22 protein-coding genes are annotated in these 23,940 nt (G+C 52.7%); 21 read left to right on the top strand and 1 reads right to left on the bottom strand.

Annotation, left to right across the window (positions count from 1 at the left end; all coding sequences use genetic code 11):
* The first annotated feature begins 11 nt into the window (after window positions 1-11).
* Together EXW96_RS16655 and EXW96_RS16650 are read left to right on the top strand one after the other, a co-directional pair.
* Window positions 12-551, top strand: a complete 540-nt coding sequence (locus EXW96_RS16655) for a DUF4242 domain-containing protein (RefSeq protein ID WP_074729434.1) — start codon at window positions 12-14, stop codon at window positions 549-551.
* A 27-nt stretch (window positions 552-578) separates the two neighbouring features.
* Window positions 579-1,637: an acyl-CoA dehydrogenase family protein gene (locus EXW96_RS16650; protein ID WP_074729432.1), complete on the top strand. Its 1,059-nt coding sequence runs from the start codon at window positions 579-581 to the stop codon at window positions 1,635-1,637.
* 435 nt (window positions 1,638-2,072) lie between these two features.
* Here EXW96_RS16650 and EXW96_RS16645 read toward each other — a convergent pair whose 3' ends face one another.
* Window positions 2,073-3,317 carry an IS110 family RNA-guided transposase gene (locus EXW96_RS16645; RefSeq protein WP_074730232.1) on the bottom strand — a complete coding sequence of 415 codons (1,245 nt, stop codon included), beginning with the start codon at window positions 3,315-3,317 and terminating at the stop codon, window positions 2,073-2,075.
* A gap of 470 nt (window positions 3,318-3,787) precedes the next feature.
* Between EXW96_RS16645 and EXW96_RS16640 the strand changes: the two genes are divergently transcribed.
* The 19 genes from EXW96_RS16640 to EXW96_RS16550 all read left to right on the top strand — a co-directional run bounded on the left by EXW96_RS16640 (window position 3,788) and on the right by EXW96_RS16550 (window position 23,930).
* Window positions 3,788-4,147, top strand: a complete 360-nt coding sequence (locus EXW96_RS16640; protein ID WP_054818646.1) for a Lin0512 family protein — start codon at window positions 3,788-3,790, stop codon at window positions 4,145-4,147.
* Between the two features lie 247 nt (window positions 4,148-4,394).
* Window positions 4,395-5,948, top strand: a complete 1,554-nt coding sequence (gene rlmD, locus EXW96_RS16635; RefSeq protein ID WP_174350981.1) for a 23S rRNA (uracil(1939)-C(5))-methyltransferase RlmD — start codon at window positions 4,395-4,397, stop codon at window positions 5,946-5,948.
* 316 nt (window positions 5,949-6,264) lie between these two features.
* On the top strand, window positions 6,265-7,092 hold the full coding sequence (locus EXW96_RS16630; protein ID WP_127609407.1) for a ParA family protein: 828 nt from the start codon (window positions 6,265-6,267) through the stop codon (window positions 7,090-7,092).
* Window positions 7,040-7,984: a ParB/RepB/Spo0J family partition protein gene (locus EXW96_RS16625; RefSeq protein WP_254611424.1), complete on the top strand. Its 945-nt coding sequence runs from the start codon at window positions 7,040-7,042 to the stop codon at window positions 7,982-7,984. Before EXW96_RS16630 ends, EXW96_RS16625 begins: the two co-directional genes overlap by 53 nt.
* A gap of 88 nt (window positions 7,985-8,072) precedes the next feature.
* A complete protein-coding gene (locus EXW96_RS16620; protein WP_127609411.1) occupies window positions 8,073-8,282 on the top strand; it encodes a hypothetical protein in 210 nt (69 codons plus the stop codon).
* Complete coding sequence (locus EXW96_RS16615) at window positions 8,270-8,878, top strand: hypothetical protein (RefSeq protein WP_127609413.1); 609 nt, start codon at window positions 8,270-8,272, stop codon at window positions 8,876-8,878. Before EXW96_RS16620 ends, EXW96_RS16615 begins: the two co-directional genes overlap by 13 nt.
* A 46-nt stretch (window positions 8,879-8,924) precedes the next feature.
* A complete protein-coding gene (locus EXW96_RS16610) occupies window positions 8,925-10,037 on the top strand; it encodes an SAF domain-containing protein (protein WP_127609415.1) in 1,113 nt (370 codons plus the stop codon).
* Window positions 10,038-10,048: 11 nt separating this feature from the next.
* A complete protein-coding gene (locus EXW96_RS16605; protein ID WP_127609417.1) occupies window positions 10,049-10,756 on the top strand; it encodes a hypothetical protein in 708 nt (235 codons plus the stop codon).
* 33 nt (window positions 10,757-10,789) lie between these two features.
* A complete protein-coding gene (locus EXW96_RS16600; RefSeq protein WP_127609418.1) occupies window positions 10,790-11,635 on the top strand; it encodes a CpaE/TadZ family protein in 846 nt (281 codons plus the stop codon).
* Entirely contained in the window at window positions 11,632-13,503 is a 1,872-nt protein-coding gene (locus tag EXW96_RS16595; protein WP_127609420.1) for an ATPase, T2SS/T4P/T4SS family, read from the top strand. The genes EXW96_RS16600 and EXW96_RS16595 overlap by 4 nt, the downstream gene beginning before the upstream one ends.
* The gene (locus tag EXW96_RS16590; protein WP_127609422.1) at window positions 13,493-15,562 is read left to right on the top strand and encodes a CBS domain-containing protein; all 2,070 of its coding nucleotides are present in this window, start codon (window positions 13,493-13,495) and stop codon (window positions 15,560-15,562) included. The genes EXW96_RS16595 and EXW96_RS16590 overlap by 11 nt, the downstream gene beginning before the upstream one ends.
* Before the next feature lie 76 nt (window positions 15,563-15,638).
* Entirely contained in the window at window positions 15,639-16,118 is a 480-nt protein-coding gene (locus tag EXW96_RS16585; RefSeq protein WP_127609423.1) for an ABC transporter permease, read from the top strand.
* 84 nt (window positions 16,119-16,202) lie between these two features.
* A complete protein-coding gene (locus EXW96_RS16580; RefSeq protein WP_127609425.1) occupies window positions 16,203-16,592 on the top strand; it encodes a hypothetical protein in 390 nt (129 codons plus the stop codon).
* A gap of 10 nt (window positions 16,593-16,602) precedes the next feature.
* Window positions 16,603-17,151: a hypothetical protein gene (locus EXW96_RS16575; RefSeq protein ID WP_127609427.1), complete on the top strand. Its 549-nt coding sequence runs from the start codon at window positions 16,603-16,605 to the stop codon at window positions 17,149-17,151.
* Window positions 17,138-18,121, top strand: a complete 984-nt coding sequence (locus EXW96_RS16570; protein ID WP_127609429.1) for a hypothetical protein — start codon at window positions 17,138-17,140, stop codon at window positions 18,119-18,121. The genes EXW96_RS16575 and EXW96_RS16570 overlap by 14 nt, the downstream gene beginning before the upstream one ends.
* Window positions 18,122-18,237: 116 nt before the next feature.
* Window positions 18,238-19,350 (top strand): copper amine oxidase N-terminal domain-containing protein, encoded by a 1,113-nt coding sequence (locus EXW96_RS16565; RefSeq protein WP_309225128.1) that lies wholly within the window; start codon window positions 18,238-18,240, stop codon window positions 19,348-19,350.
* Window positions 19,351-23,175 carry a DUF5704 domain-containing protein gene (locus tag EXW96_RS16560; RefSeq protein WP_254611423.1) on the top strand — a complete coding sequence of 1,275 codons (3,825 nt, stop codon included), beginning with the start codon at window positions 19,351-19,353 and terminating at the stop codon, window positions 23,173-23,175. It begins immediately after the preceding gene.
* Window positions 23,176-23,213: 38 nt separating this feature from the next.
* Entirely contained in the window at window positions 23,214-23,642 is a 429-nt protein-coding gene (locus EXW96_RS16555; RefSeq protein ID WP_141336562.1) for a hypothetical protein, read from the top strand.
* 21 nt (window positions 23,643-23,663) lie between these two features.
* Window positions 23,664-23,930: a helix-turn-helix domain-containing protein gene (locus EXW96_RS16550; RefSeq protein WP_141336561.1), complete on the top strand. Its 267-nt coding sequence runs from the start codon at window positions 23,664-23,666 to the stop codon at window positions 23,928-23,930.
* The last annotated feature ends 10 nt before the right edge of the window (window positions 23,931-23,940 follow it).

Below are 23,940 nucleotides of genomic sequence, written 5' to 3'. Positions count from 1 at the left end.
AGAAGATGGATATGGCATTGTATTTGGTAGAATCGGTATTGAATGGAACGGTCAAAGATCAAGAGCAATTTGAGCAAACGATTACGGGTATTCAGCAGCACTTGGATCCAAAAAACATTGGGCTTATTGAAGTTCAGGTCTCCCGGGACTTTTCCAGAGCCTTTCTCATTTTTGAAAGCGGGAGCCGGCAGGAAGTGAACGAAGGATTGCGCGAGCTCGGATTCCCCGTTACGTTAATCAAGCCCGTTCGCCTGGTAGGGCAGGAAGTGGAGAGCGTTAAGCGGAAATCGGATGCCATCAATTATTTGGTCGAGTGGAATCTTCCCGAAGGAATCACGATGGATCAGTATTTGGAGCGTAAGAAAAACAACTCGGTTCATTATGCGGAAGTGCCGGAAGTATCTTTTTCCAGAACTTATGTTTGCGAGGATATGACCAAATGCCTCTGCTTCTATGATGCTCCGGATGAAGACGCTGTAAAGAGGGCAAGAGAGGCCGTGAAAGCTCCTGTTGACAGTATTACGGAAATTCTGCCCAAAGCCAAAGATTAGAACATGCCTGGAAGGAAGTTGACTCGAATGGGGACGACGGAAAGGAAACATGTTATTGAAAGCTGCATCCAAGAGAAACTAAAGCCGGTCGTAAGAAAGATCGATTCGGAGGCTTTCTACCCGCTGGAATTTATTAAGGCATTGGGCAACGCGGGCGTATTTCAATCACGCCTTCCGCAGTCCGAAACCTTATTGCGGGATACCGGTCTCATAGAGGCAACGTCAAAAACTTGCATGACAACCGGGTTTAATCTATGGTGCCACCTGGCGGCTGCCACTTATTTACGCCGAAGCGGCAACCCGTATCTCAGGGAAAGCGTACTTCCCCTGCTTGAGGATGGCCGTTTGCGCGGGGGAACCGGGTTGTCGAATCCGATGAAATATTACGCGGGTCTCGAAAAATTGCATTTGAAAGCAAGGCGGGTGCCGGGAGGATATTCGGTTTCGGGGCAATTGCCGATGGTATCGAACCTGGGGACGGACCATTGGTTCGCAATCATCGCCTCCGTGGGGGAAAGTCAGCGGATTATGGCGTTTGTGCCCTGCCAAAACGAGAATCTGGCGATGAAAGAGAAAATCGGTTATTTGGCCCTGAATGGGAGCGCCACCTATTCCTGCTCCTTCCATGATGTATTCATTCCTGACGAATGGATAATATCCGAACAGGCGGACGACTATGTAAGCCAAATTCGGCCTGTCTTTGTGCTCTACCAAATTCCGTTAGGATTCGGAGTCACGGCCGCGGCGGCGGAATCTATAGAAAAAGCGGCGGACAGACAGGGGGGCTGCAACCGGTATTTGCCCATTCAATCGATAGAAATCAGGGATGAGCTGAATCGATTGAAGGAGCGATTGCACCGCATCTGCACATCCCCGAATGTAGCGGAACAATGGAAGCCATTATTGCAATTACGATTAGAGGTGGTCTCCTTGACATTGAGAGCCGTTCAGGCCGACATGCTGCATCAAGGAGGATCGGCGTACTTACAGGCCAGCGACCCCTCCAGAAGACTGCGTGAGGCTTACTTTTTGGCGAATTTGACTCCCACGGTGAGGCATCTGGAGAAATTGCTGCAACAAATGTGAAAGGCGAGGCTCGGGATCCAAGGAAGGCGGCTGAAGTCTTGGGAGCCTCCTGGCAGGATGAGGTTTAGATGCGTGTGTCCAGCGGCATGCGCATGTAAACCTCTGTTTTTTTGTCCAAGGTCCAATTGCCGTGTATGACGGAAACTTTAGGACAGCCCACATGCAGTGAGGTATAATAATAATTGAATACCGCAGCGTCATGTTTCATGCGGTTCGAACCCGGGCTTTGGGCTTCGCATCGAGCCGCATAGTTCCGCATAGTAAAAAGTCCAGCGGTAATATGTCAAGTCCCTGATTCGTGGAAATTGGAAATTATTTTGGCCCAAAACGCGATGACTCAGGGAAAAAGGCAACACCAAACTAAACCCAGTCGAAAATCGAGTTAATTACCAGATTTTAACTGGGAATCCGTGAAGGACTTTGGCAAAGGAGGCGTTAATCCTTCGCAGTTGTCACCTTCCTTCCAGGCGTGTAGAGTTGGCCGTTGCGTAGCAGCACATCGACCAGACGCACAAGTTTTCTTGCCGTTAAGACGAGGGCGCGTTTGTGTTGATGCTTAGGCACTTCAACGTACTTCTTCCGGTAATACTCGCCGAATTCCGGTTCGCGGTTTTTCACCGAGTTGGCAGCTTCAACAAGGTAATAACGAAGGAATCGGTTGCCGGAACGAATGCGTTTGGTATCTTCGGCCTCAAAGCCCCCGGACTGATGTTTACGCCATGTCAGGCCTGCATATTTAGCTACGGCGGCCTGATCGCTAAAGCGTTCGATGTCGCCGATCTCCGCCAGAATGCCGGCGGCGTACACCCGGTCGATGCCCGGAATGGAGCGCAGGCACTGAGCGCCGGGGATGCCAGCCAGAATGCGTTCGATCGCCTTGTCCAGCTCTTTCAGTTGGCTCTGAATACTCCGGATGGCCTGTATGGAAGTGCCGAGAACCAGATCAATGGAATCCTCTACGACCTTTGAAAGGCGGTAGGACGCTCGTGCAGCCTTCTGGATGCAGCGGGCGACATGCTCCGGGTCAGGGAAACGGTTCTTTCCCTTCTCCTTGAGATAGTCGGCCAAGTCGGCGACTTCCATGTCGGCAATCTCATCGAGGCTGAACTTTTCCGAGAGCATCTCCATGATGGCGTGGCCGAAAACGGAGCTGTCGACTTCGGAACGAAACGCATTGCATTTGTAGAACAGATTCTGCAGGAAGTACTGCTTCTCGCGTGTCAGGTTGTGAACCAGATGGTACCGCATGCGCGTCAGGCGCTGAAGCGCGATGTACTGCTCCTGCATGACGATGGTCGTCGTGAGACGGCCGAAGCGCAGGCGTTCGGCGATGATCCAGGCATCGATCCGATCGGTCTTGTCCATATCCGCGTAGGCTTCCCGGAACTTGTTGATAAGCTTCGGGTTGATCGTGAACACCTTGGTTTTCCGCTCTTGAAGCGAGGCATCCTCATGCAGGTACATAGCCGGATGCCAGCTATAGACCGAGGTTGCTTCAAGGCCGATATGGATTTCGGAAGCCGGCAGCTTGTCCGCAGCAGCCACGATGCGGTCGCGCAGATGCGAGGCACCGTGTAGATTGTTTTCTACCTTGAGCGTTTCAAGCGTATCGCCTTCCGGATTCATGAAACACGCTTCCAGTTCTTCTGAACTGACGTCAATACCGACAAATAATTTCAAGGGTGATCCCTCCCTTCTGGATTCGGGATTTAGGGAATTGGACTCTTCGGGATGCCCCCAGCGCGCTCGCCGATCAGTCACCCTCGCATATGAGAACTTCCTTCGGTCCATGAGCTGCCTCGAAGCTGCTATCTTCGAGCATGGGTTGCCGAAGGGGACAGCCAGCGGGTAAGAAGTTCAAACGAGTGCTGGGGAAACAGACTTTAGATGTAGTCGAACTACAGGAGTGAGACGAATTTCCCCAAATGACCCTAAGCTCATTGTCTGGGAACATCACGAAAAGTCCAAGACCCTAATTGTATTTTTTAAAGTTGTCAAAGAGCGGTTTTCTCTCTGGACCCCGACTTCCGCTCCTTGCCCTTCGGGCTGCGGTGCGGGTCGGCTACGTCCACCATAGTTTCACTGCAGATTAACTGGAAATTCTTCAAAAAGAAGATTCTAAACATACTATACGAGGAGTGTATAGGGAAATGGATAAAGTCATGTTTATTGAAATCGGTATGGGGATTGATCTGCATGGGCAAAACGTGACCAAGGCAGCCGTCAGGGCCGTTCAAAATGCCATCCATCATAACTCCATGCCCGGTCTTCGGTCTGTGCTTCCGGATCACGACATCCACAACATGAAGGTAAATGTAAGACTGGCTGTTCCTGCGGACAAGGAGAAGCTGAACCTGGATGTCGTTAGAGCAGAACTGCCTTACGGCGAGGTAACCTTCGAAGTGACCGATGGAGGCATGCTTACATCCAGCGGTGTTGTTCTTGCAGATAAAGAAGATAAAAACGACCTTGTCTATGTGGTTATCGCCTCTGTTGAAGTTGGTTATTAATGATTCTGATAGGGCCTGCCTTCGGACCTGCCGCCGCAGGTCTTTCATTTGCATGATCATAAGCCGGGCGAAGATAAAGATAGACAGGTTCAACGATCGTCCAATCCGGCGCGGCAGTCTGGAACTTCATGATCATGTTCCGGAGTGCCATTTTTTTCTGCGCATATCGCGACCGGTTGTCCGTTGGGAAAAGGATGCCTCTGTGGTATAGTGGAAGAAACAAAAGCGGAAACGGAGCGAACACAGCATGATGCAGGATGTGAATAAGCCGCAGCAGCGAAAGCGTAAGCCAAACAGCGCGCCGGACAAGCGTTACACTACGGCAATCCCAACGGTGGAGACTAAACCTGCCCAACGAAGTAAACCGCAAGCGGCCCATCGGCCGGGAAACAAGGGGCAAAAGCCGTCCGGTTCATTTGGAGGACCCTCCTCGGCGGAAGATGTGCGAGTGGGGGACCGGATTATTGTCACGATCAAACGGATTGGAATCAACGGTGAAGGTGTCGGTTATTACAGACGCAAGGCCGTATTTGTCAAGGGAGCTCTGCCCGATGAAGTCGTCAAGGCGAAAATTACCAAGGTGGAGCCCGGTTATCTGAACGCGGACATTATCGAACTGGAGAAACGGTCCCCCGACCGCCGGAAGCCGCCCTGTCCCGTTTATGAAACCTGCGGAGGCTGCCAGCTGCAGCATATGACCTATGAGGCGCAGCTGAGGGCGAAAGAAGAACTGGTGCGGGAATCGTTCCAGCGCTATGCCGGTCTTCACGAGCTGCCGATGCGGCCGATTCTGGGAATGAGCGACCCGTGGGGCTACCGCAACAAAGCCCAATTGCAGACAGGGCGTGAAGGTGAAAAGATGATTACGGGTCTTTATGCGGCAGGATCGCACCGCTTGGTCGATATCAGCGGGTGTGCTGTACACCACCCTTTGGTTAATCAAGTCATCGATCAGGTGAAGGCGATCTTATCGGAGCTTCAGATCCCTATCTACGATGAGCGTACTCGCGAGGGGGCGGTCCGAACCGTTGTCGCCCGGGTCGGTCAAGCCTCCGGGAATGTACAGCTGACGCTGATTACCGCCACCGACCGCCTGCCGGATTCCAGGCGGCTTGTGCAGCGCATCCGCGAGACGCTGCCCATGGTCACCACGATTGCCCAGAATATCCATAAGGGCAAGTCGCCGCTAGTATTCGGGGAGAAGACCGTCGTGCTCTGGGGACAGGAACGGCTCGAGGAAACGCTCGGCGACGTCCGCTTCTCTTTATCCCCGCGCGCGTTCTTCCAACTCAACCCGGAGCAGACGGTGAAGCTGTATAACGCCGTGCAGGAGGCGGCCTCGCTCAGCGGTTCGGAGCTGGTCGTCGATGCCTACTGCGGTACAGGCACGATCGGCCTGTGGCTGGCCCCCTATGCCCGGGAGGTTCGGGGCATCGAGATTATCCCCGAGGCGGTGCAGGACGCACGGGACAATGCGCGCGCGAGCGGTATCGAGAACGCGCGCTTCTTCGAGGGCCGCGCCGAGCAGCTGCTGCCCGAGTGGGTCAAGCGCGGCATCAGACCCGACGTCGTCGTCGTCGACCCGCCGCGCACCGGCTGCGAGCGCCCGCTGCTGCAAGCCCTCTTGCAAGCCCGGCCGGCGCGGCTGGTGTACGTATCGTGCAACCCTGCCACCTTGGCCAAGGATTGCCAGGTGCTGCTCAGCGGCGGCTACCGCCTTGAGTGGGTGCAGCCGGTGGATATGTTCCCGCATACCGCGCATGTGGAGTGCGTAATAGGAATTCAACGAATCGATACGTAGAAATCCTTTATTTTCAACACTTTGCGCGATTTATGACTTTCACGGCGGACGGCGCGAATTTCAAAAATAAGGTACTTAAAGACAAAATTGGAGTTTCCGTCGTTTTGGACATGGATTTGGACGTCGTGTGTGTAGACATGTTGAATTCGATAGAATAAGCCCGCCAGAAATTTGAAAATGAAGCCACTGTGATATAGAAATATTCAAGAGAACGCCATTATTGCGGTGTTCTCTTTTTATAATAGATACTATTCAAAAAGCCGGTTGCACTGTTATTCAGCGCAATCGGCTTTTTGCGTGAAAGGAGAAATGCTGGATGACGAAGGTAATCGCCCTCGCCAATCAGAAAGGCGGCGTGGGCAAAACGACAACGGCAGTTAATCTGGGAATCGGTTTGGCTGCCGATGGGAAAAAGGTTTTGCTGGTCGATGCGGACGCGCAAGGTAACCTGACGGACTCGTTAGGGTTCCATGAACCGGATAGTCTGTCGGTATCGTTAGCCACGTTGCTGGTCAAAACGATGCTGGAGGAATCCTATGAAACACAGGAAGGAATTTTGCATCACAGTGAAGGTGTTGACCTGATGCCGGGCAATATCGAACTGTCCGCTGTCGAGGTATCGCTTGTCAATACGATGAGCAGAGAAACGATCTTGCGTTCGTACATCGATTCGGTTAAAGCTGACTACGATTACGTTCTGATCGATTGTATGCCAAGTTTGGGTATGTTGACCATCAATGCGCTGGCGGCAGCGGACAGCGTCATTATCCCCGTTCAGGCGCATTATTTGCCGGCCAAGGGAATGACGCAACTGTTGCAGACGATTGCCCGCGTACGCAGGCAGATCAATCCGAAGTTGGTTTTGGACGGTGTGCTGCTCACGATGGTGGACAGTCGCACGAATTTCGCTAAAGATATTGCGCTCGTTCTTCGGCGCGATTACGGGGACAAGCTGCGCGTGTTCAACACTGAAATCCCTTTATCCATTCGCGCGGCGGAAACGAGCGCCAAGGGAAAAAGCATTTATGCCCATGACCCGGATGGGAAAGCTGCGGAGGCGTATGCCGCATTTACGAAGGAGGTGCAAGGCATTGGCAACGAGAGACGACAGGCTCGCCAGCATCAAACTGACCACAGTCGCTGATTTGTTCTCCACCGAAGAGAGCCGCGCCGATGAGCAGCGGGAAAAGGTGATGGAAATCCCTTTGTCGGAAATTAGCGATTTTCCCGGTCATCCATTCAAGGTGAAAGCAGATGAAGCGATGCTGGAAATGGCGGACAGCGTGAAGCAATACGGCGTTCTTGTTCCCGGCCTGGTGCGTCCAAAGGCGGACGGCGGCTATGAAATGGTAGCCGGACACCGGCGCAAGAAAGCGAGCGAACTAGCAGGTATGGAAACGATGCCTTGTATCGTTCGTGAACTGGACGACGATCAAGCAACTATCATTATGGTGGATAGCAACCTGCAACGGGAGTATATCTTGCCGAGTGAGAAGGCTTTTGCTTATAAGATGAAGCTGGAGGCGATGAATCGGCAAGGACAAAGAACTGATTTAACTCGTTCCCAAGTTGGGAACAAGTTAGATGGGAAAAAGTCCAGTGAAGTATTGGCGGAGCAAGTTGGAGAGAGCAAAAACCAAATATTTAGATATATCCGTCTTACCGAACTGACCCCCTCCATTCTCGAAATGGTGGACGATAAACGAATCGCCTTTAATCCGGCCGTGGAGCTTTCATACTTGGCCGAAGAAGAACAGCAAGCTCTGTACGAGACGATGCAGTCCGAAGATTGCACTCCATCGTTGGCGCAGGCACAGCGCATGAAAAAACTGAGCCAGGACGGGCGGCTTAACGTGGATGTCATCTTCTCGATTCTCACGGAGGAGAAGCCGAACCAAAAAGAAAAGATGACCATTCAGCGCGAGCGGATCGACCGCTTCTTTCCGAGGGACTTTAACGAAAAGCAAAAGGAAGACCTGATCGTGCAACTATTGGAAAGCTGGTATAAAAAGCGGCAACGGGAACAGGAACGCTAACTTGTATTTGAATACTTATCCTGTTCGTTGGCACTCTCCCCTATAACGGAGAGCTTTTTTATGCCCATTTTTGGGGAGGCGATAAGCGATGTATTTCACAAAAGGGAGGCGTCGTCAGTATGAGCGCCTGATGCAAGAAAAACCGGGTTTCAACCGCATTGAAGTTTTGGAGGATGAGACGGAGGAGACGCGCACGCGAAAAAAGGAATCTCGTGAAACCGGTCAATCCAAACGAAACCGGAGAACGAAGGAAGACCGCAACTTGCCAGGAAAGGAAGACGGACGATGGAAGAAATGAAGCGAATGGTGGACAACTACGAAGTCTATCAGGCCATCTCCATCGGGAAGGTGGAAGTGCTGCTTGGCATAGACGAAACCAATGTTGATCATCCGTACATGGTGTGTACCTGCACCCGAAACAATTCGTTGGGTGTCGAGCAATTTTACGCGATTTCAGCTGGCGCGGATTATCTTGAGGCCATGCATGACTTTATTTCCCGTGTGCAATGGGAACTGGAGGATCTCAAAGAAGAACGGGCAACCGTCTTGGTGCCCCTAACTCCCCTCACCCAGGCACAATGTCAGCCCATTCGCGAAGACATGCGCATTGACAACCAGGTCGTCGCCATCCGACCGGAACGGTTGCGTCCCGAATATCGCACTGCAGTTAATCAGCTTGTATTGGCACAAAGCGGTTTTGGCACCTCTGCCTATTCCCGAGGCCGCGCCGTCTACGTGTTAAATCTGTATACCGGAGAGGAGTCTCGCTGGAATCGGGAGGATTTTATCGGCCTAATAAAACCGGAGCATATGCCCGCATGGGCGCAAGAAAAGCTGGAGCAGCATCAGGCTGCGGTCCAGCAAAAGCTAAAGTGCCGTGACGATGCCCGGTAAAACGTTCGAAAGCATTTCAGTATTGAGGAGAGAGGAGACGTGAGCGATGTCGTGGACTTATCGGAACCGTAAGACGCTTATTATCACCGCGATCGCTATAAGTGTTTGTTTACTTGTGGCTGCGGTCATTTATTCTCTGATTAACCAATCGGAACAAAAGCAGAAGCAGCAGCAAATGAAGGAACATTATGAAAGGCAAATCGAGGAACTGAAAACGATAGAGGAACAATCGCGCAGAAACGTCTGGACCGTGGCGCGAACCATCCCGGCCGGCGGCACCGTGACGGCGCAAGACATTAAGGCTGAAACAATGCCTGCGAGTCTGGTGCCATCCGGGATGATTACCGATCAAAATTCGGTCATTGGCAAAAGAGTCAAAATCGAATTGCAGCCAGGCACGCCGTTGATGCCATCGATGCTGTACGAGGGCGCACCGATCCCCAAGGATTTACGGTTACAGGAGTTTCATGTCATTCAGCTTCCCTCCAATTTGCAAAAGGGGCAGTACATTGACGTGAGAATCAACTTCCCGACTGGCGAGGATTTTGTCCTGCTTTCAAAAAAGAAAGCGCGGGAGTTATCGGGCACGGTCATCTGGCTGGAAATGAATGAGCTGGATATTTTGCAAACGTCAAGTGCGATTATCGACGCCTACTTGCAAGGCGCTCGTCTGTATGCCCTGCCTTATATCGAGCCTGGATTGCAGGAAGCGGCAGTGGTCAATTATCCTGCCAATCCGAAGGTGCTCGATTTGATGGAACATGATCCGAACCTGCTCGAAAAAGCGACAACCGAGCTTGCCCGCAAGCTTCGCGCGACACTGGATGACAATCTCAAAGCGATGAGCGAGTCGGACAAACTGCGTGTGACGAGCGGCAGTGTAACGGTTCAGCAGCAACTGCAAAATGAGCGCATTGTTACGCAACAAGGCAATACCATGCAAGAAGCGATTCCGTCGCAACCGATAGACACATCATCAACAGTCGATTATGAACCGCCAACCGTGCAGCCGCTGCCCTCCCCTTCCGATTCGTTAACAACGAATGAAAATGGACCGGAAACGGAACCAGCGCCAGCGCCATCACTGCCGCAAGTGCCGGCTTTGCCGTCGGGAGAGCCTGCCAGCGAAGATAAATTGGAGCACATTTTTAATCAGTGAAGGAGGCCCTCATGAAAAAAATCGTGTTTTTCGGCGCGCCGGACAAAAGTCACTTGCTCCTTGTGCTGGGCAAGCTGCTCACGGCGCTGGAGCAAAAGGTATTGATCGTGGATTCTACACTCGCCCAATCGATGCAAGGCTATTTGCCTCAAGTGGAATTCGGCTATTCGCTGCGGGAGTTTGAAGGCATCGATGTGGCGACCGGGCTGCTCACATCAGCGCAACTGGAGCGCTCTGTCCTTCAATCCGCAGGCGAAGCGGCTTATGATGTCATGCTGCTTGACACCGATCACACCGAATTTGTGAAAGGACGAGACTTACCGGGCTATGACAAGCGGGTTTGGTGCAGCAATTACAGTCGGCTGGGCATGCAAATCAATGCGAGTCTGATGCAGCGGCTGTGCCTTCACGAAGCGGAGGGACAACCGCTCACCTTTTACAAACTGATTACCCCCACCTTGCCGACCGCCATACCTGAGTCGTACATCGATTCGCTGCTGCCGCACCAGACTGTGCGCTGGGAGGAAACCGTGTTCCGCTTTCCGCTTGACGAACGGAATCTATCCGTTGAGCTCGACAACCAGCATCATGGCCGCATCGACATCAGGCGGCTGTCCGGGACGTATCGCCGAACCGTGCTCGACATGCTGCAACAGTTGTTTGATTGCGATGCCAAAACGGCTCGGCAGGCATGGGCGCGCTCCCGAAAGCGCGCGTGAATCCGGTAATGTTGCACGAAAGGAGATGAAGCAATGGGTTTTACTGTGGTGTTCTGGAGTCCGATTTCGGGACAAGCCGGTACGACGAGCAACCTGATCGCCGCCGCCGCGCTGCTCGGACTTGAATATTCCTCGCGTCTTTTGCTGCTCGGGCATTTGCAAAGTGAATACGCAGCCATTGAACGCGGATTTTACCCAAGGCGATCTTGGACAAGCAAAGCGGACGTCACCTCCGACGTAGGAATTGACGCGCTGCTCAGGCTATTGCAAAACCGCAAGCTCGAACCGAAATTGCTACGGAATTACACGTTGCCGCTGCTCGCCGAGCGCCTCGACATCCTACCGGGATCGAACAAACCGGACGTATCGTTTGTTTCGTCCGCACGGGACTGGCTTGACTCGCTTTTGGAACTGACAAGGCGGGCATACGATCTGGTGTTGGTCGACGGAGGAAGCGGCGACGTGTCGGAGTGGACACGAGGTCTGCTGCGACAGGCGGATTTGCTGGTCGTCTGTCTGCCACAGAATATACTCAAATTGGAGCAGGCTTTTCCGCTGGTGGAGGCGCAGCTACTGTCCAATCGGAAGCTGTTGCTCGTTTTCGGACAAGTTGATCCTCGCTCGTCGTTGACGATCAAAAACGTCATGCGTCAGTTTTACCGCCGGGAGCCTGCGTACCCGATTGTCCATAATACGGGCTGGCTCGATGCCGCCCAGCAAGGAGACGCTATTCATTTTTTATTTCGCAACCGGAAGGTGCCTCGCGATCATGAAAACAGCCTTTTTGTGCAACAAGTGCGGGCGTTAGCGCAGGCGATCACCCAGCGCGCTGGTTTAGGCAATCCTCTTTTCGGCGGGAAGGAGGACGTTGGCAAATGATGTTCGTTTTGAACGGATTGATCATAGCAGGCATCCTCATCGCGGTCGGCGTCCTGCTCTATTTGCGCATGAGCCGCCGCTTGCCGGAGCAGTCGGACGAAAAGCCAGTCTATACGCTGGAAGCGATGACTGCGTTTGTGAAAGTGGCGCTGCATGAGATGACGAGCAGCAACCTGATCGACTATGGTTTATCGGAAGAAGAATACCGCCGCCGGAAAAACAAGCGCGCGGAACTGAAAAAAGCGCTGCGGGGCTGCACGTCCGGTGATTTGCGGGACAAGGCCTATGTGAAGCAAGTGATCACCGATTTGCTTGAGCAGCGCTATACACTGGACGACGATAACTTGAATCGGCTTCTGCCGTTTGACGATCCGCAAGCGCTCACGCCACAGGATCAGTTTGACATCCTGCTCTATCTATATAAGAAACAACATCGTTTGAGGGCGTTGGATGAACTGATCCAAAAATACGAACTGGATCGCCCCAAACGGAGCATGGAAGACGAAGAAATCGAATCTTACCGGATTACCGCTGATGAAATCCGCGACATCTACAAGCGGGAAGTGCGCAAGCTGTCCGCCGAAGACAAAACGCAGATCATCGTACAGCGGATATACCAGCAGTACAAAGGATTTAGCGTCATCGACGAAATCCGCGATATGAAAATCGATGGCGTATCGGGTGGCGTGTCCGGCATCCCGCCCGCGATGTGGGAAGGCGAGTGGAGCTTGGAGGAAGAAGCACAACTTCGCGAGGTGCCGAAGTCACATGACAGCGTATGGCTGTTTTATAAAGGAAAGTCGATTCATCTGAGCTTTCTGTCCTTCGGCTCGGAACAAGAGCTAAGGCGCGTGTGCCAGAATGTGTACAAGCATAATTTCCCCGGCCAACTGTCCGAAGCGAACGGTTTTAAGGTGAATGAAATGGCCGACGGTTCCCGCGTCGTCGTGTTGCGCCCCCGGTTCAGTGAATCGTGGGCTTTTTTTGTGCGCAAATTCGATGTCCAAAACGCTACGCTGGAACAGTTGATTCAAGACGATCATGCCGAACTTCCGATTGGATTGATTCGATATTTGGTCATGGGCGAGCGCATTACGGCCATTACCGGCGCGCAAGGCAGCGGCAAGACGACGCTTTTGATGGCGATGGTGCGCTACATTCCGGCTATTTTACCGATTCGGGTGCAGGAAATGGCCTTTGAGCTTCAACTTCGGAAAATTTACCGGGATCGCAACATTGTAAGTTTGCGGGAAACGGAAACGATCTCCGGGCAGGACGGGCTGGACATTCAGAAAAAAACGGACGGCTCGGTCAATATTTTGGGGGAAGTGGCGACCGACCCGGTTGCCGCCTGGATGGTGCAGATGGCGCAGGTCGCTTCACTGTTTACTTTGTTTACGCATCACGCCAAAACGTTCCGTGATCTCGTCTACTCGCTGCGCAATTCGTTGCTGAAGACAGGGGTGTTTACAAACGAGAAAGTGGCCGAGCAGCAGGTTGTCAGTGTCATCAACTTTGACATTCATTTGAGAAGGGACACGGACGGACATCGCTATATCGAGCGCATTACCGAGTGCGTGCCGGTGGAACAGGAGGTGGCCTACCCGGATTCGTTCCGCCACAAAGCAACGACCGAAGAGAAAATGACGGCGTTTATGGAGACGTTGCTCGAATACTTCCGCCGCACGACGGATCGACCGCTTTATGCCGCGCGCAATGTAATCGAATACCGAGACGGACGGTATGTCGCTGTTCATCCGCTATCCGAGAAAAGCCGCAAAGAAATCGCTGCTTGTCTCGCCGGGCCAGACCAGGCGGCGTTCGAGGCGTTTTTGGCGGTTCATTGGGGGGATAGCGATGAAACTTGAATGGCTGTCCCTATTGCTCGGTGCGGCGACGGTGTTGTTCCTCGCGATGTTGGCCGCGTTTCAATGGGTATCCCGCTACGGTTCGGACGTAGAGGCCGTTCGGCGGTATGAAGCGCTGCGCAAGCCGGGCAAAGCCCGCAAAAAGCAAGCGCTGTATAGCGTCTTGCAGCAGTTGTACCGCCTATGCGAGCGCGTGCCGATTCTGCGTGCCTATTTGCTTCAACTCCGTAAACGAATGACCATCCTCCAGCTTGGCGATGAATGGAAGCTGCGGCTGGAGACGATGAAGACGGCTCTAATTATTTGGGGCATGCTGATTGCAGCGGCTGTTCCGCTGGCATTCGGTGTTCGCGATCCGGTCACGCTTGGCATGATCGCCATCGGCTTCTGGGTTGGCCACGGCATCTTTTCGGACAACCTCGTCCATCGTCTGGAAACGCGCCTGCTACGGCAACTTCGGCATTTCTTCTCGGATGTGCGTCACCACTATCATCGTCATGGGATGGTGGAGGAAGCCATTTATGAAGCGACGGACGGTGCGCCGTATGAGATGGCGCTGCATGGACACGAAATATACGATGTGCTGACAACAAGCGACGCGGAGCAGCGGCTGGCGCAGTACATCGAGAGCGCGCCGAATCGCTATTTGCAGGGTTTGGCCGGGCTGTCGCATTTGGTGAAAGAGTACGGCGATAAACGAACCACTACCGGCTCCGTGTACTTGAAGGCGCTCGGGAAGCTCGCGACCGAATTGAATCTGGAACTGTTGCGTCGCGAGCGTCTTGGTTTCCTGTTGCAGGGACTGACCGCTATCGCGCTGTTGCCGCTGCTGTTTACCCGGCCGATTGAAGCTTGGGCCAGCCACTACTTTCCGGCGATGGACGCTTTTTATGCGAGCACCGCCGGCTGGATCGTGAAAATCGGCTTAATGGCGGTCGTTTGGCTGTCCTATGTCCTGCTGCGCAACATTCAGGAACTGGACGTGAGTCCAAAACCGACCGGCCGAAAAAGATGGGAGAGACGGGTGTACGAGTGGCCGTGGATGCGCTGGCTTGTACATCGCATCAGCCCCGCCCCCGGTTCCCGAGAAGCCGACCGCATGGTCAAGTTGCTCAAGGAAACCGCATCGCAACTTCGGCTGGAATGGCTCTATGTACAGCGCATCGTGGCGGGAGGCATGGCGTTTTTGGTTGTGCTCGGGATGTTTATTGCGCTGCATGCCGCAAGTCGGCATCAAATCCTGTATGCGCCAGTGAAGCCTGGCATCTTGTTCGGCCAACTTTCGCCGGAGGAGGAAAACAAGGCGCGTGAAGCGGCGGCGCTCGATCGCCGCATCATTGATCGCGCTAAGGAGGTGAAGAACCGCACCGAAGAAACGGTTATGGCCTTGCTCCGCAGCGAATCGCCGACGACGAATCCGGACGATCAGCTTCGCACCGCGGCTCGGCGCATCCTTGGCAAGCTCGCGAAGCTGGACAATCAGTATGTGAAGTGGTGGGAAACGCTCCTCGCCGCTCTCGCGGGCTGGGGCGGCTACGCCATGCCGGTCGGCGTTCGGTGGTTCCAAAGGCGTATGCGGCAGATGGAGATGAAGCATGAAGTGGATCAACTGCATGCCGTCATCGCGATGCTGGCAGATATGGACCGTATGTCGGTCGAGCATCTGCTCATTTGGATGGAGCAGTTTGCCCGCGTGTTTAAGGAGCCGCTGCAGACCTGCTTGCTTCATTTCGAACAGGGCGCGGATCAGGCGTTGGCGCAGCTCAAAGAGGATGCGCCTTTTTTGCCGTTCGTCCGCACGGTTGAAAAGCTGGAACTGGCGGCGCAAAGCCTGCCGATTCGAGAAGCGTTCGACGATCTGGAGTCGGAGCAAGCCTACGCGCAGGAGCAGCGCAAACAGGAATATGAGCAATTGATCGAGCAAAAGGCAGGCTGGGGAAAATGGATCGGGTTTGCGCCAATGATGGCCCTTATTTTCGGCTATCTGGTCATTCCACTCGTTATCGTCAGCCTGCACCAAATGTCCGTTTACTACGAACAGCTTCAGCGCATCCAGTAAGCGGCCATGTTGCGGCGCTTTCCAAACAGGAAGTGTCTTTTTTATTTTCTATTTCATTTGAAGGAGAGATCGGTTCATGTCTAACGCACAGAAAGCACTCGTGATGGCAGCAGGCATTTTTCTTGCCATCGCACTCATTACCCTCGCCGTTGTGTTGTTTATTTCCGCACAAGACTCAACCAAAGCGGCGCAAAGCAATTTCAGTAACATTCAGACCGAACTGTCACAAACGGCGTTTACAGTGTACGACAACACGACGCTATCAGGAAGCCAGGTGGTTAATGCGCTGCGCAAGTTCAGCGATCAAGACCAGTTTGGCATTCAGATCGTCACGGGGAAAAATCCGGTCGGCCAGTGGTATGGAAAAGTGATCAATACAGGCGTTCCGATGGACAGCGTAACCTATGGTTCGGTCATTGGCGTAGCGCCGGGGCAACTCAGTCATGCGGTCGATGAATCAGATATAAACTACGTCAATCCGAGCGGCAAATTCCGGGCGCAACTGGTTCACGACAGCAGCAACGTCATCCGCGGCATCGTGTTCCGACAGCAATAAGCGATCGATACCTTGACTATCATAAAACGCTTATGGGGTGTCCTCTACTGACGGACGCCCCTGCGTTTCCAAGGAGGGAAACCAATGGAACATGCCCCCAGGACGATGCTGGAGATGAGTGTGGCTTGTCTCCTCTTTCTGATGGCTGTCACAAGCGGGCTTCTGCTCTTTCAAACCGGGGCTGCGCTGAACTCGACCGCCTATGTGTCGGGAAAGTCGCTGGACCGCAACATGCAGCAGTCGTTTTCGCCCCAGGCTGGCGATGGCATCGTATCCGGCGCAGAGGTGGTGCAATCCATTGCCCGTCTGGAGACGGGAGAAGCGGAAATCGTGGTGGACGGCGTTCGATATGCGCCGCCGCTTGATCGGGAACAGTTCGTCCCCTTCGGGATTCGCTTGAATGCCCGGTATTCGGCAGTCGCCCAGCGGGATGCGTCCGGTCAGCTGCTGCGCCTTATTTTCGTCTCACGTTAAGGAGAATGCCATGAACAGTATTTCGAAAATATTTGCGTTGCTCATTGCCATTCTATTGCTCTACCTTTACCCAATTTCTGCTGCATTCGACCAACAGGACGATGTTTCCGAACTGGTCGTCCTGAAAGCGACGACAGCTTTTGTGGACGCGGTACGGGATAAAGGTTATGTGTCGCCGACCATGTATAACGACTTTTTGGAGACGATTGCGGCAACGGGCAACACCTTCGATGTGCAGATGGAACACGGAAGCAAAAAGTACGTGCCGGTGTATGACGACCCAACAAGGCCGGAGACTTTTCGGGGCAGCTACGAAGTTCACTACTACACGTATTATAACGCACAGATCCTTCCCGTTCTGTTCCCGAACAGCACGGCCGGAAAAGATGATGTGGCGCGACGTTACAAGTTGTGGGTTGGCGATACCTTTGCGGTTACGGTTGAAAATACGAACCGGACACCTGGCACGACCCTATTCGATTTTCTGAACCAGGCCATCAGTCCGATCGAAAAAATATACCTTCCATACGGCGGGGTGGTGCGCAATGAAGATCATTGAATGGGCCATTGTTGGGGTGCTCATTTTTCTGCCATTTGCGACGGTGAACCGGATCGAAGTCGAAACGCAGCGGAAGGCGCTATTGACCGAACTGCGGTATAATGCCGCGCTGAATGCGGCGGTGGATGACGCGGCGAGAACGTTGACTGTCAATGCCAACCAGCAACGGGAGACGCAATACGAATCGGCCAAGCGGGTGGCGCTGAATAAAGACGAAGCAATTGCCGCTTTTTATCGAACGCTATACACAAACTTCGGCATCGCCGACGATCCCATTGCGCAAGGAGTACTCAACCGGTATATCCCGGCAGTCGTGGTCATCGGGTACGACGGCTTTTACATCTATGCCGAGGACGAGTGGACGGGAACTGACGGGAACACGGAACGAAAACCGGTTTGGGGAGCGAAAAAGCCGTATGCCTACGCCGATCTATCGGGCAACAGCCTTTCGTTCACGCTGGACGATTTCGTCCTCGCTTACGATGCGGGCAGCCGAAGCTGGCACGAGGGCTTGCGAGTCGACGTTAGACAGCAGACGAACATTGCGCTGCTAAAAGACGCGGAGCGATTCGAGCAGGTGCGCCGAAGTACCATTGTCCGCGCAATCGAGGACGAATTGGCCTACCGGATCAACAAACATAACGAATCGGTTTCCCGATTTGGTCTCTCCTACACGTTCACGTTGCCAACGATTTCGCAAGAGGAGTGGCACAATACCGTGGATGATGTCGGGGTACTTGCCTTTATTCAAGGCATTCCGATGGGAGGCAAGTTTTATAACAACTACGCCCTCGGCGGAAGCCGCGTGCTCAAGAAGCCGGAGATTGTTGGAGCCAGAAAAGGAAGCATGAAGGTGTATTATCACACCACATGCGGCTTTTCCTATCCGGTGGAAGAAACGTTTTCCAGCGAAAAAGCGGCTGCGCTAAAAGGCTATATGCCGCTTGGTTGTCCGCCTGCACCATCGTAACAAGACGACAGCTATTTCAGAAAGTGGACACTCCGCCGATTCGGTTCTATGATGAATCTAACAGTCGAAATCTACCAAATTCGTCATTAGCAATAATATTGAGAGGAGTGAATCGCGTGAGAAAATGGATATTATCGGGGCTAGTCACCGTTATGCTTTGCAGCCTGTTCAGTATGATGGCAAACGCGGCGAGCAAACCTCCATCCTTTGTCAGCGTCGTTATGGACGGTCATAAAATCTGGTTTCCCGACGCACAGGCTTTTGTGGATGAAAATGGCCGGACGCTCGTGCCGGTTCGATTCATCGCGGAAAAGATGGGCGCGAAAGTAGGCTGGGAGCCACAAACCATGACCGTACCGATTGAGCGGGATGACCTGCATATTGTGCTTACGATCGGCGAAAGCAAGGCGCTCGTTAACGGCAAAGAAATGGTTTTCGATACGAAGGCGATCACCAGCGGCGGCCGGACGTTTGTCCCGCTGCGTTTTGTCAGCGAAGCGCTGGGGGCGGAAGTGAATTGGGATAGCCCGACATCGACCGTCTTTATTTCTACAAAAGAAGATGCCAATGCAAACTACGATGAATGGGACCGACTCATTCGCACAACCAATCTGCCAAAGAACGCGAAAGATTATCCGTATATCCTAGCCGATGTGCCGAATGAAGCGTATGAAATGGCTTATCCCTACTCGCATCCTACGGACAGCAAAGTTTCATCTGTTCTCTATTCGACCATACCGGAATTTAATAAGAAAAACGTGGATATTTGGATGAACCGGTTGAAAACGTTCGGCGCGCTGTGGCTGAACGTGGATTACAAAACGATCGATGATATGTGGGCGCAAGCGGTATTTGCTACGAAAGTGCAAAGTTCCAATGCGGAACTGAAATATATACGTCGCTATGTGGATTGGGTTAAAGAAAACAAGATTCAGATCGAGGGATACCTGGATCCCGAACCGTCCATGATTTATAAGGATGGGTTTGGGAACAATTACGTGCGTTCCAAGTTTAGAATCAAATTCAATTCATTCACAGAGAGTAAGAATTTGCTGTACGATGAGCATTTCCCCAACGACCGCAAATTCGAAACGCAGGTTTGGTACGAAGGATATGCGGATATTTCCCTATCCACGAATGTTGGTGGAGATTGGGGCAGTATATTGAAAGTCGATCCAGGAGCAAGTTTATTCCGTAATTATCTCATCGGAAAGGCGGACTCGAAATAGATGAGGAAAAACAAAATCATAAAAACGGCGTTGAGCGTGCTTCTGGCATGCTCTTTTTTATTCTCTGTATTTCCTTTCGTAGCGAATGCTGCGCCCCCCAAAGTAAGAACCGAGGCAGGAAAAATCAGCTTTGAAATAACCAGTACGGCCGCAACCTCTTCCATCCGCTACAGAACGGTAGGTTGGACGATACGCAGAGATCAATTATGCACGAATACTTCGCCCAAGCAGTGCGGCAATCCGAAAAACGGCCAGCATGCTTCGTTTTTGAACCAACAAGTGCAGCAGGTAGGCCAATACCCGAATCCGCCGATCCCCGGCCAGCCTTTAACAACCTTTTACGAAGTCAGCGAGGCGCTTGTCACGGAAGGCATGTGGAAGGCGGGCATGGGCGACATCAAGGACAACGACGACTTGTATTTGTATGCGATTATGGTGTCCATCGATGGAAATGGCAACGTGCGCAAAGGGCCATTTTATACATTGGAAGAGATCAAACGGGCCGAACCTTGGGCGCACGAGGACGACTTGGACGATTATTTCGGCATACATGTGCCCTACCGCAGTGCGGATTTTCCGGTCGATGTCATTGCGAAAACCGTAAACGGTAAAGTCATTCAAAAACCGGAAGTGACGTTTCAAAAGGGCAAATACAAAATCGGAGAAACGATCAACCATGAATTTCCCGAAACGATCGAAGATAACGGGAAAACGTACAAAATCGTTCGCTCCTATTTATCACCGAAGCAGGACCCGACGAAGAAAAACTGGCTGCAGGAAGATCCCGAAACGAATCCGAAGGTGCGAACGCGAAGTTTTACGGTTGCGCTGGGTGGAACAGATGCCATAGCCGAATATGCGGAGAACAACCCGGTGAAAGCCATCTATCAGAAAGAAGACGGTACAAAGCTCAAGGAAGTGGACAAAGGCGTTTTCGCAACAGGAGAGGAAGCGAATCATACGTTTGAGGGCCAAATCACTTCTGGCGGCCAAACTTATGAAATCATCCGCTCCTACATTACGAACAATAACAAGCCCGACGAGAAGCTGTTCATTCAGGAGAAAGGCGATCCCAAGCTCAAGGAGCGATCCATTCTCGTTGGATCGGGCGGCTCCAACTTTATCGGCATATACAAAATTCCCTCCTCGGTTACGGTTACGTCCCGGATTGAAGCGCCGGAAACCGTTGACAAAAACGTGACCGAAATGGACGGGAATTTTGTTTTTGAAGTGAAGTCATTAAAAATCCTGAAATCATACGAAATCATGGATATTCGAAACGCCAGACTTGTTCAAACAGGCGACAAAACCGGAACGCTCTCCGGCACTTCGGCTAATAAAACGATTCCGATCAAAATCCCGTTTACCTCCGGCGACAAAGTAAGCGTAAAAATCACCGTTGTCGTGAAGGATGTGGACGGCAATACCGGGGATTCGACATCCGATCATACGGTTCACAAAGGTGATGGCGGCGGAGAACCGCAGCCCGGCGATTCCCAGCAGGCTGAAGTGATGGAGCCAACCGTTTCCGCCGTCATTCAGGCGGAAGCGCGCGGCGCAGAAAAGTTTGATGTATTGCAAGGCATTCCGACTTCGGAGAGCCTGTATGTGAACGCCTTGGCTAAATCGTACTTGTACCGCAATACGTTCACGGAAACGGCCGGCTCAAAGCAATACCCGATTTCCGTAAGCCGGACATATACGTTGCGATGGACCGAATACGTTCCCGGCCCGCCTGATGCGAACGGGAATCCGACGACCATTTCGGTTCCGCGTTCAGACACACAGACGGTCACCAAAAACTATTCGATTGAACGCAGGTACAGCTTCTGGACGATTCAAAATCTTGAAGTATACGGCATTCAAAAGGCGACGGTCTCGAATTATGCGCTTCCTTCGGGAACAGTTACGCTTGTTCCGAGTGGCTACAGGCCGCCAACCGTTTCCGCATCGCATGATGCGTCGCTTAGCGCGCATATCACCGATCCGGTCTATTCGAATGTGACTCTTCCCGGACAAACGATTTCCGGCGGTTCCAGCCGCCCCTCCGTTCCGAACGAGGATTGGAAAAACGAGGCCGAGAAAGCGATTGGCAAAATCAAAGTAAAAAACGATTCGCTCGTTTTTAACGGAACAACCATCATGGACAACCGAATCGTTGAAGAAAAAGCGCCGACGCCGGGCGCGATTCCGGCTCCGACGATGATCGGGCAAGATGTGTTGTACGGCAAAGGCTATCTTATCGACGCGTCCAAAACGAACAAAGCAAGTCAGCCAAGTACCGGTACAATATCATATTCCCTGATTAAAGGCATTGGCGGCGGCGGAGACAAAACCTATCCGATTAACGGCATCAACCCGGTGACCGTGCATACACCGGTGGTGAACTACGCCTCGGTGTCGGACGATCAGGCGCATAATCAGAAGACGCAGCCGACCGCCGGACGTTCGGCGCTCATTTTGGATCGGCCTTTTACCGTGACGATTCCGACAAGCGGCCCGCACAAGGACATCAAGGGCTACGGCAATCGGGATTATGCCAAGTATGTGAGAGATAAACAGGTTCGTTTTCCGTTTGACGTGTACAAAGCGGATCGCACAACGTTCGTTCCGAAAGAAACGTGGGTGTCCATCCCGGTCGGACAAACGCAGACGACCTTCTACTTGCCCGTTTGGGTGGATGAGAGTAATTACGACGTGTTATTCCGAACGTTTGCTGAGAACAGTCCGGCTTCCTTTACGTCCCAAATGAATGCCAATCTGGACTTGACACATCATGTGGCTACGCAGGTGGTTCCGGTGGAAGTCATTGGCCGCCTCTATGATTTTCGGATCACCGACATCGCCGACTTTGCTTGGGAGTCGGTGTTCCGTACCCAAAAGGGCAGCGCAACGCCGACCGGAAACGCTTATTGGGTCGGAACGAAAGGCATTGACGGCGCACCGCGCGGCAATACCCCTCCTTACGTGCTGCCGGTACGGCAAGGCAGTCACCCGGAAAGCGGCAAAAAGAACGTATCGGTCAAAACGGGCTATCATTTCAAATTTGAAGTGATGACGAAAGGCAACATGTTCGGCGCAGGAGACGGCATCCGCATTACACCGACGTTTTATTTTGTGGACAGCAAGGGAAGGAACCGCCAGGAAGTCGATCTTTACTACCATTCGGGAAATCGGCGGTTTATTCGCATCGGATCTATCGACGATACGGAGCAGAGATATGTGACGCTTGACGCTCGCTTGCGCAATGTACCCAGGCAGGAGTTGACCGATACTGCCGCCACCCTTTGGTCGTTAAGCGGTTCGTCCGGTACCAAGCAGACGTTTATCGATCAATATATGATGGATGTGCAGAAGTCAAAGTATGTCGGCGGCTACGACATTATGCTGCTTCCGCCGCAGCTTCGGACGTTTATCGGCAGTATGAACGTGCCTTCCGGCGTCCATGCGGCCCGCGCCAACGCTTCGGTGCAGAAGTGGTATGGCGAATACAGTTTGCCTGCCGCGCCGTATGTGGTGCCCAAAGGGTTCAACTTGGCGGAATATGGACGGAAAAACCGGCTGGATGACAAGTCGCCTATTTTCTTGAAGGATGGGTACATCGTCGTTAATTTCAATCTCGAAACGATCCGCAACAAAGACTTGAACCATCCTCATTTGCAATACATGTTCGGACCGCTGAATAACCAATGGCAGATGGAAGGATTTCAGCGGAGTTTCACCGACCCGTATGGCGTGACGTTCCAGTTGAAGGACGGGGATATTGTGTTTTATCATGCGAATCTATCCTCCTATGACGACTATGGCACAGGGGGAACCCATTAAAGAAAACTTATTTTTATACCAGCCGGGAGGAAAAGATCATGCTGGAAAGATTGCAAGCGGCCGTGTCGGAGGATGCGGCTTATTTTTATTCCACTTCGAGGGAGAAAGACGAGGAACGGCGATGCATCGGGCACCTTCGCGGCTATTTTGGCAGCAGCGGCGAGACATACTGGGCAACCTGGTTCGATCATGCACCTGCGCTCAAAACGCCGTCCTTTCGAGCGGAACTGGATGCGGTGGTGCAGACGTTGACCGAGCAAGGACTGCTTCAAAGCCGCAGCCGGATGAACCGCTATTGCCTGTCGCATCCAGAGGCCCGTTTATCCGGTGCGTGGCATTCCGGCGTTTACGGCTTTTGTTTTCAAACGGAGCGCCATCGATACTATCTGCGCTGTTTTCCGCATACGGGAGACTACAATTTCTATTTGTACTGCTACGTCCGGCAGGATCGTTTGTCGGGGTGTTAGTGCTTGCTGAGGAGGAAGACCATGAACGATCTCGCGAGGTATAAACTGCTGGCGAAAGCGAAAGTCCCGCCTGCCGCAAAACTGCTGTACAGCTACCTGATGGACCGCGCGGGCGGACGGCTTGGCTGCGTCTTGTTGTCCGGTAAAAAGCTGGCTTTGGAGGTGGGCCTTTCCCCTTCCACTGTCCGCCGCAATCTCCATCGCTTGATACTTATCGGACTCCTTCGGATTACGGCTCGTTATTCCGAAGAAGGCATTCGTCTGACCAATCAAATTACGCTTCTGTAAGGGAGGTGCT

It is taken from the genome of Paenibacillus sp. JMULE4 (assembly GCF_013337105.1).
GTDB classification, from domain to species: domain Bacteria; phylum Bacillota; class Bacilli; order Paenibacillales; family NBRC-103111; genus Paenibacillus_G; species Paenibacillus_G naphthalenovorans.
Note: the sequence above shows the minus strand (reverse complement) of the source record. Positions and strands in the feature narration are given on the sequence as shown.

Bases quoted from the DNA above. Each gene is read 5' to 3' on its own strand.
- EXW96_RS16655 (WP_074729434.1), top strand. From the start codon at position 12: ATGGCATTGTATTTGGTAGAATCGGTATTGAATGGAACGGTCAAAGAT.
- EXW96_RS16650 (WP_074729432.1), top strand. From the start codon at position 579: ATGGGGACGACGGAAAGGAAACATGTTATTGAAAGCTGCATCCAAGAG.
- EXW96_RS16640 (WP_054818646.1), top strand. From the start codon at position 3,788: ATGGATAAAGTCATGTTTATTGAAATCGGTATGGGGATTGATCTGCAT.
- rlmD (WP_174350981.1), top strand. From the start codon at position 4,395: ATGATGCAGGATGTGAATAAGCCGCAGCAGCGAAAGCGTAAGCCAAAC.
- EXW96_RS16630 (WP_127609407.1), top strand. From the start codon at position 6,265: ATGACGAAGGTAATCGCCCTCGCCAATCAGAAAGGCGGCGTGGGCAAA.
- EXW96_RS16620 (WP_127609411.1), top strand. From the start codon at position 8,073: ATGTATTTCACAAAAGGGAGGCGTCGTCAGTATGAGCGCCTGATGCAA.
- EXW96_RS16615 (WP_127609413.1), top strand. From the start codon at position 8,270: ATGGAAGAAATGAAGCGAATGGTGGACAACTACGAAGTCTATCAGGCC.
- EXW96_RS16610 (WP_127609415.1), top strand. From the start codon at position 8,925: ATGTCGTGGACTTATCGGAACCGTAAGACGCTTATTATCACCGCGATC.
- EXW96_RS16605 (WP_127609417.1), top strand. From the start codon at position 10,049: ATGAAAAAAATCGTGTTTTTCGGCGCGCCGGACAAAAGTCACTTGCTC.
- EXW96_RS16600 (WP_127609418.1), top strand. From the start codon at position 10,790: ATGGGTTTTACTGTGGTGTTCTGGAGTCCGATTTCGGGACAAGCCGGT.
- EXW96_RS16595 (WP_127609420.1), top strand. From the start codon at position 11,632: ATGATGTTCGTTTTGAACGGATTGATCATAGCAGGCATCCTCATCGCG.
- EXW96_RS16590 (WP_127609422.1), top strand. From the start codon at position 13,493: ATGAAACTTGAATGGCTGTCCCTATTGCTCGGTGCGGCGACGGTGTTG.
- EXW96_RS16585 (WP_127609423.1), top strand. From the start codon at position 15,639: ATGTCTAACGCACAGAAAGCACTCGTGATGGCAGCAGGCATTTTTCTT.
- EXW96_RS16580 (WP_127609425.1), top strand. From the start codon at position 16,203: ATGGAACATGCCCCCAGGACGATGCTGGAGATGAGTGTGGCTTGTCTC.
- EXW96_RS16575 (WP_127609427.1), top strand. From the start codon at position 16,603: ATGAACAGTATTTCGAAAATATTTGCGTTGCTCATTGCCATTCTATTG.
- EXW96_RS16570 (WP_127609429.1), top strand. From the start codon at position 17,138: ATGAAGATCATTGAATGGGCCATTGTTGGGGTGCTCATTTTTCTGCCA.
- EXW96_RS16560 (WP_254611423.1), top strand. From the start codon at position 19,351: ATGAGGAAAAACAAAATCATAAAAACGGCGTTGAGCGTGCTTCTGGCA.
- EXW96_RS16555 (WP_141336562.1), top strand. From the start codon at position 23,214: ATGCTGGAAAGATTGCAAGCGGCCGTGTCGGAGGATGCGGCTTATTTT.
- EXW96_RS16550 (WP_141336561.1), top strand. From the start codon at position 23,664: ATGAACGATCTCGCGAGGTATAAACTGCTGGCGAAAGCGAAAGTCCCG.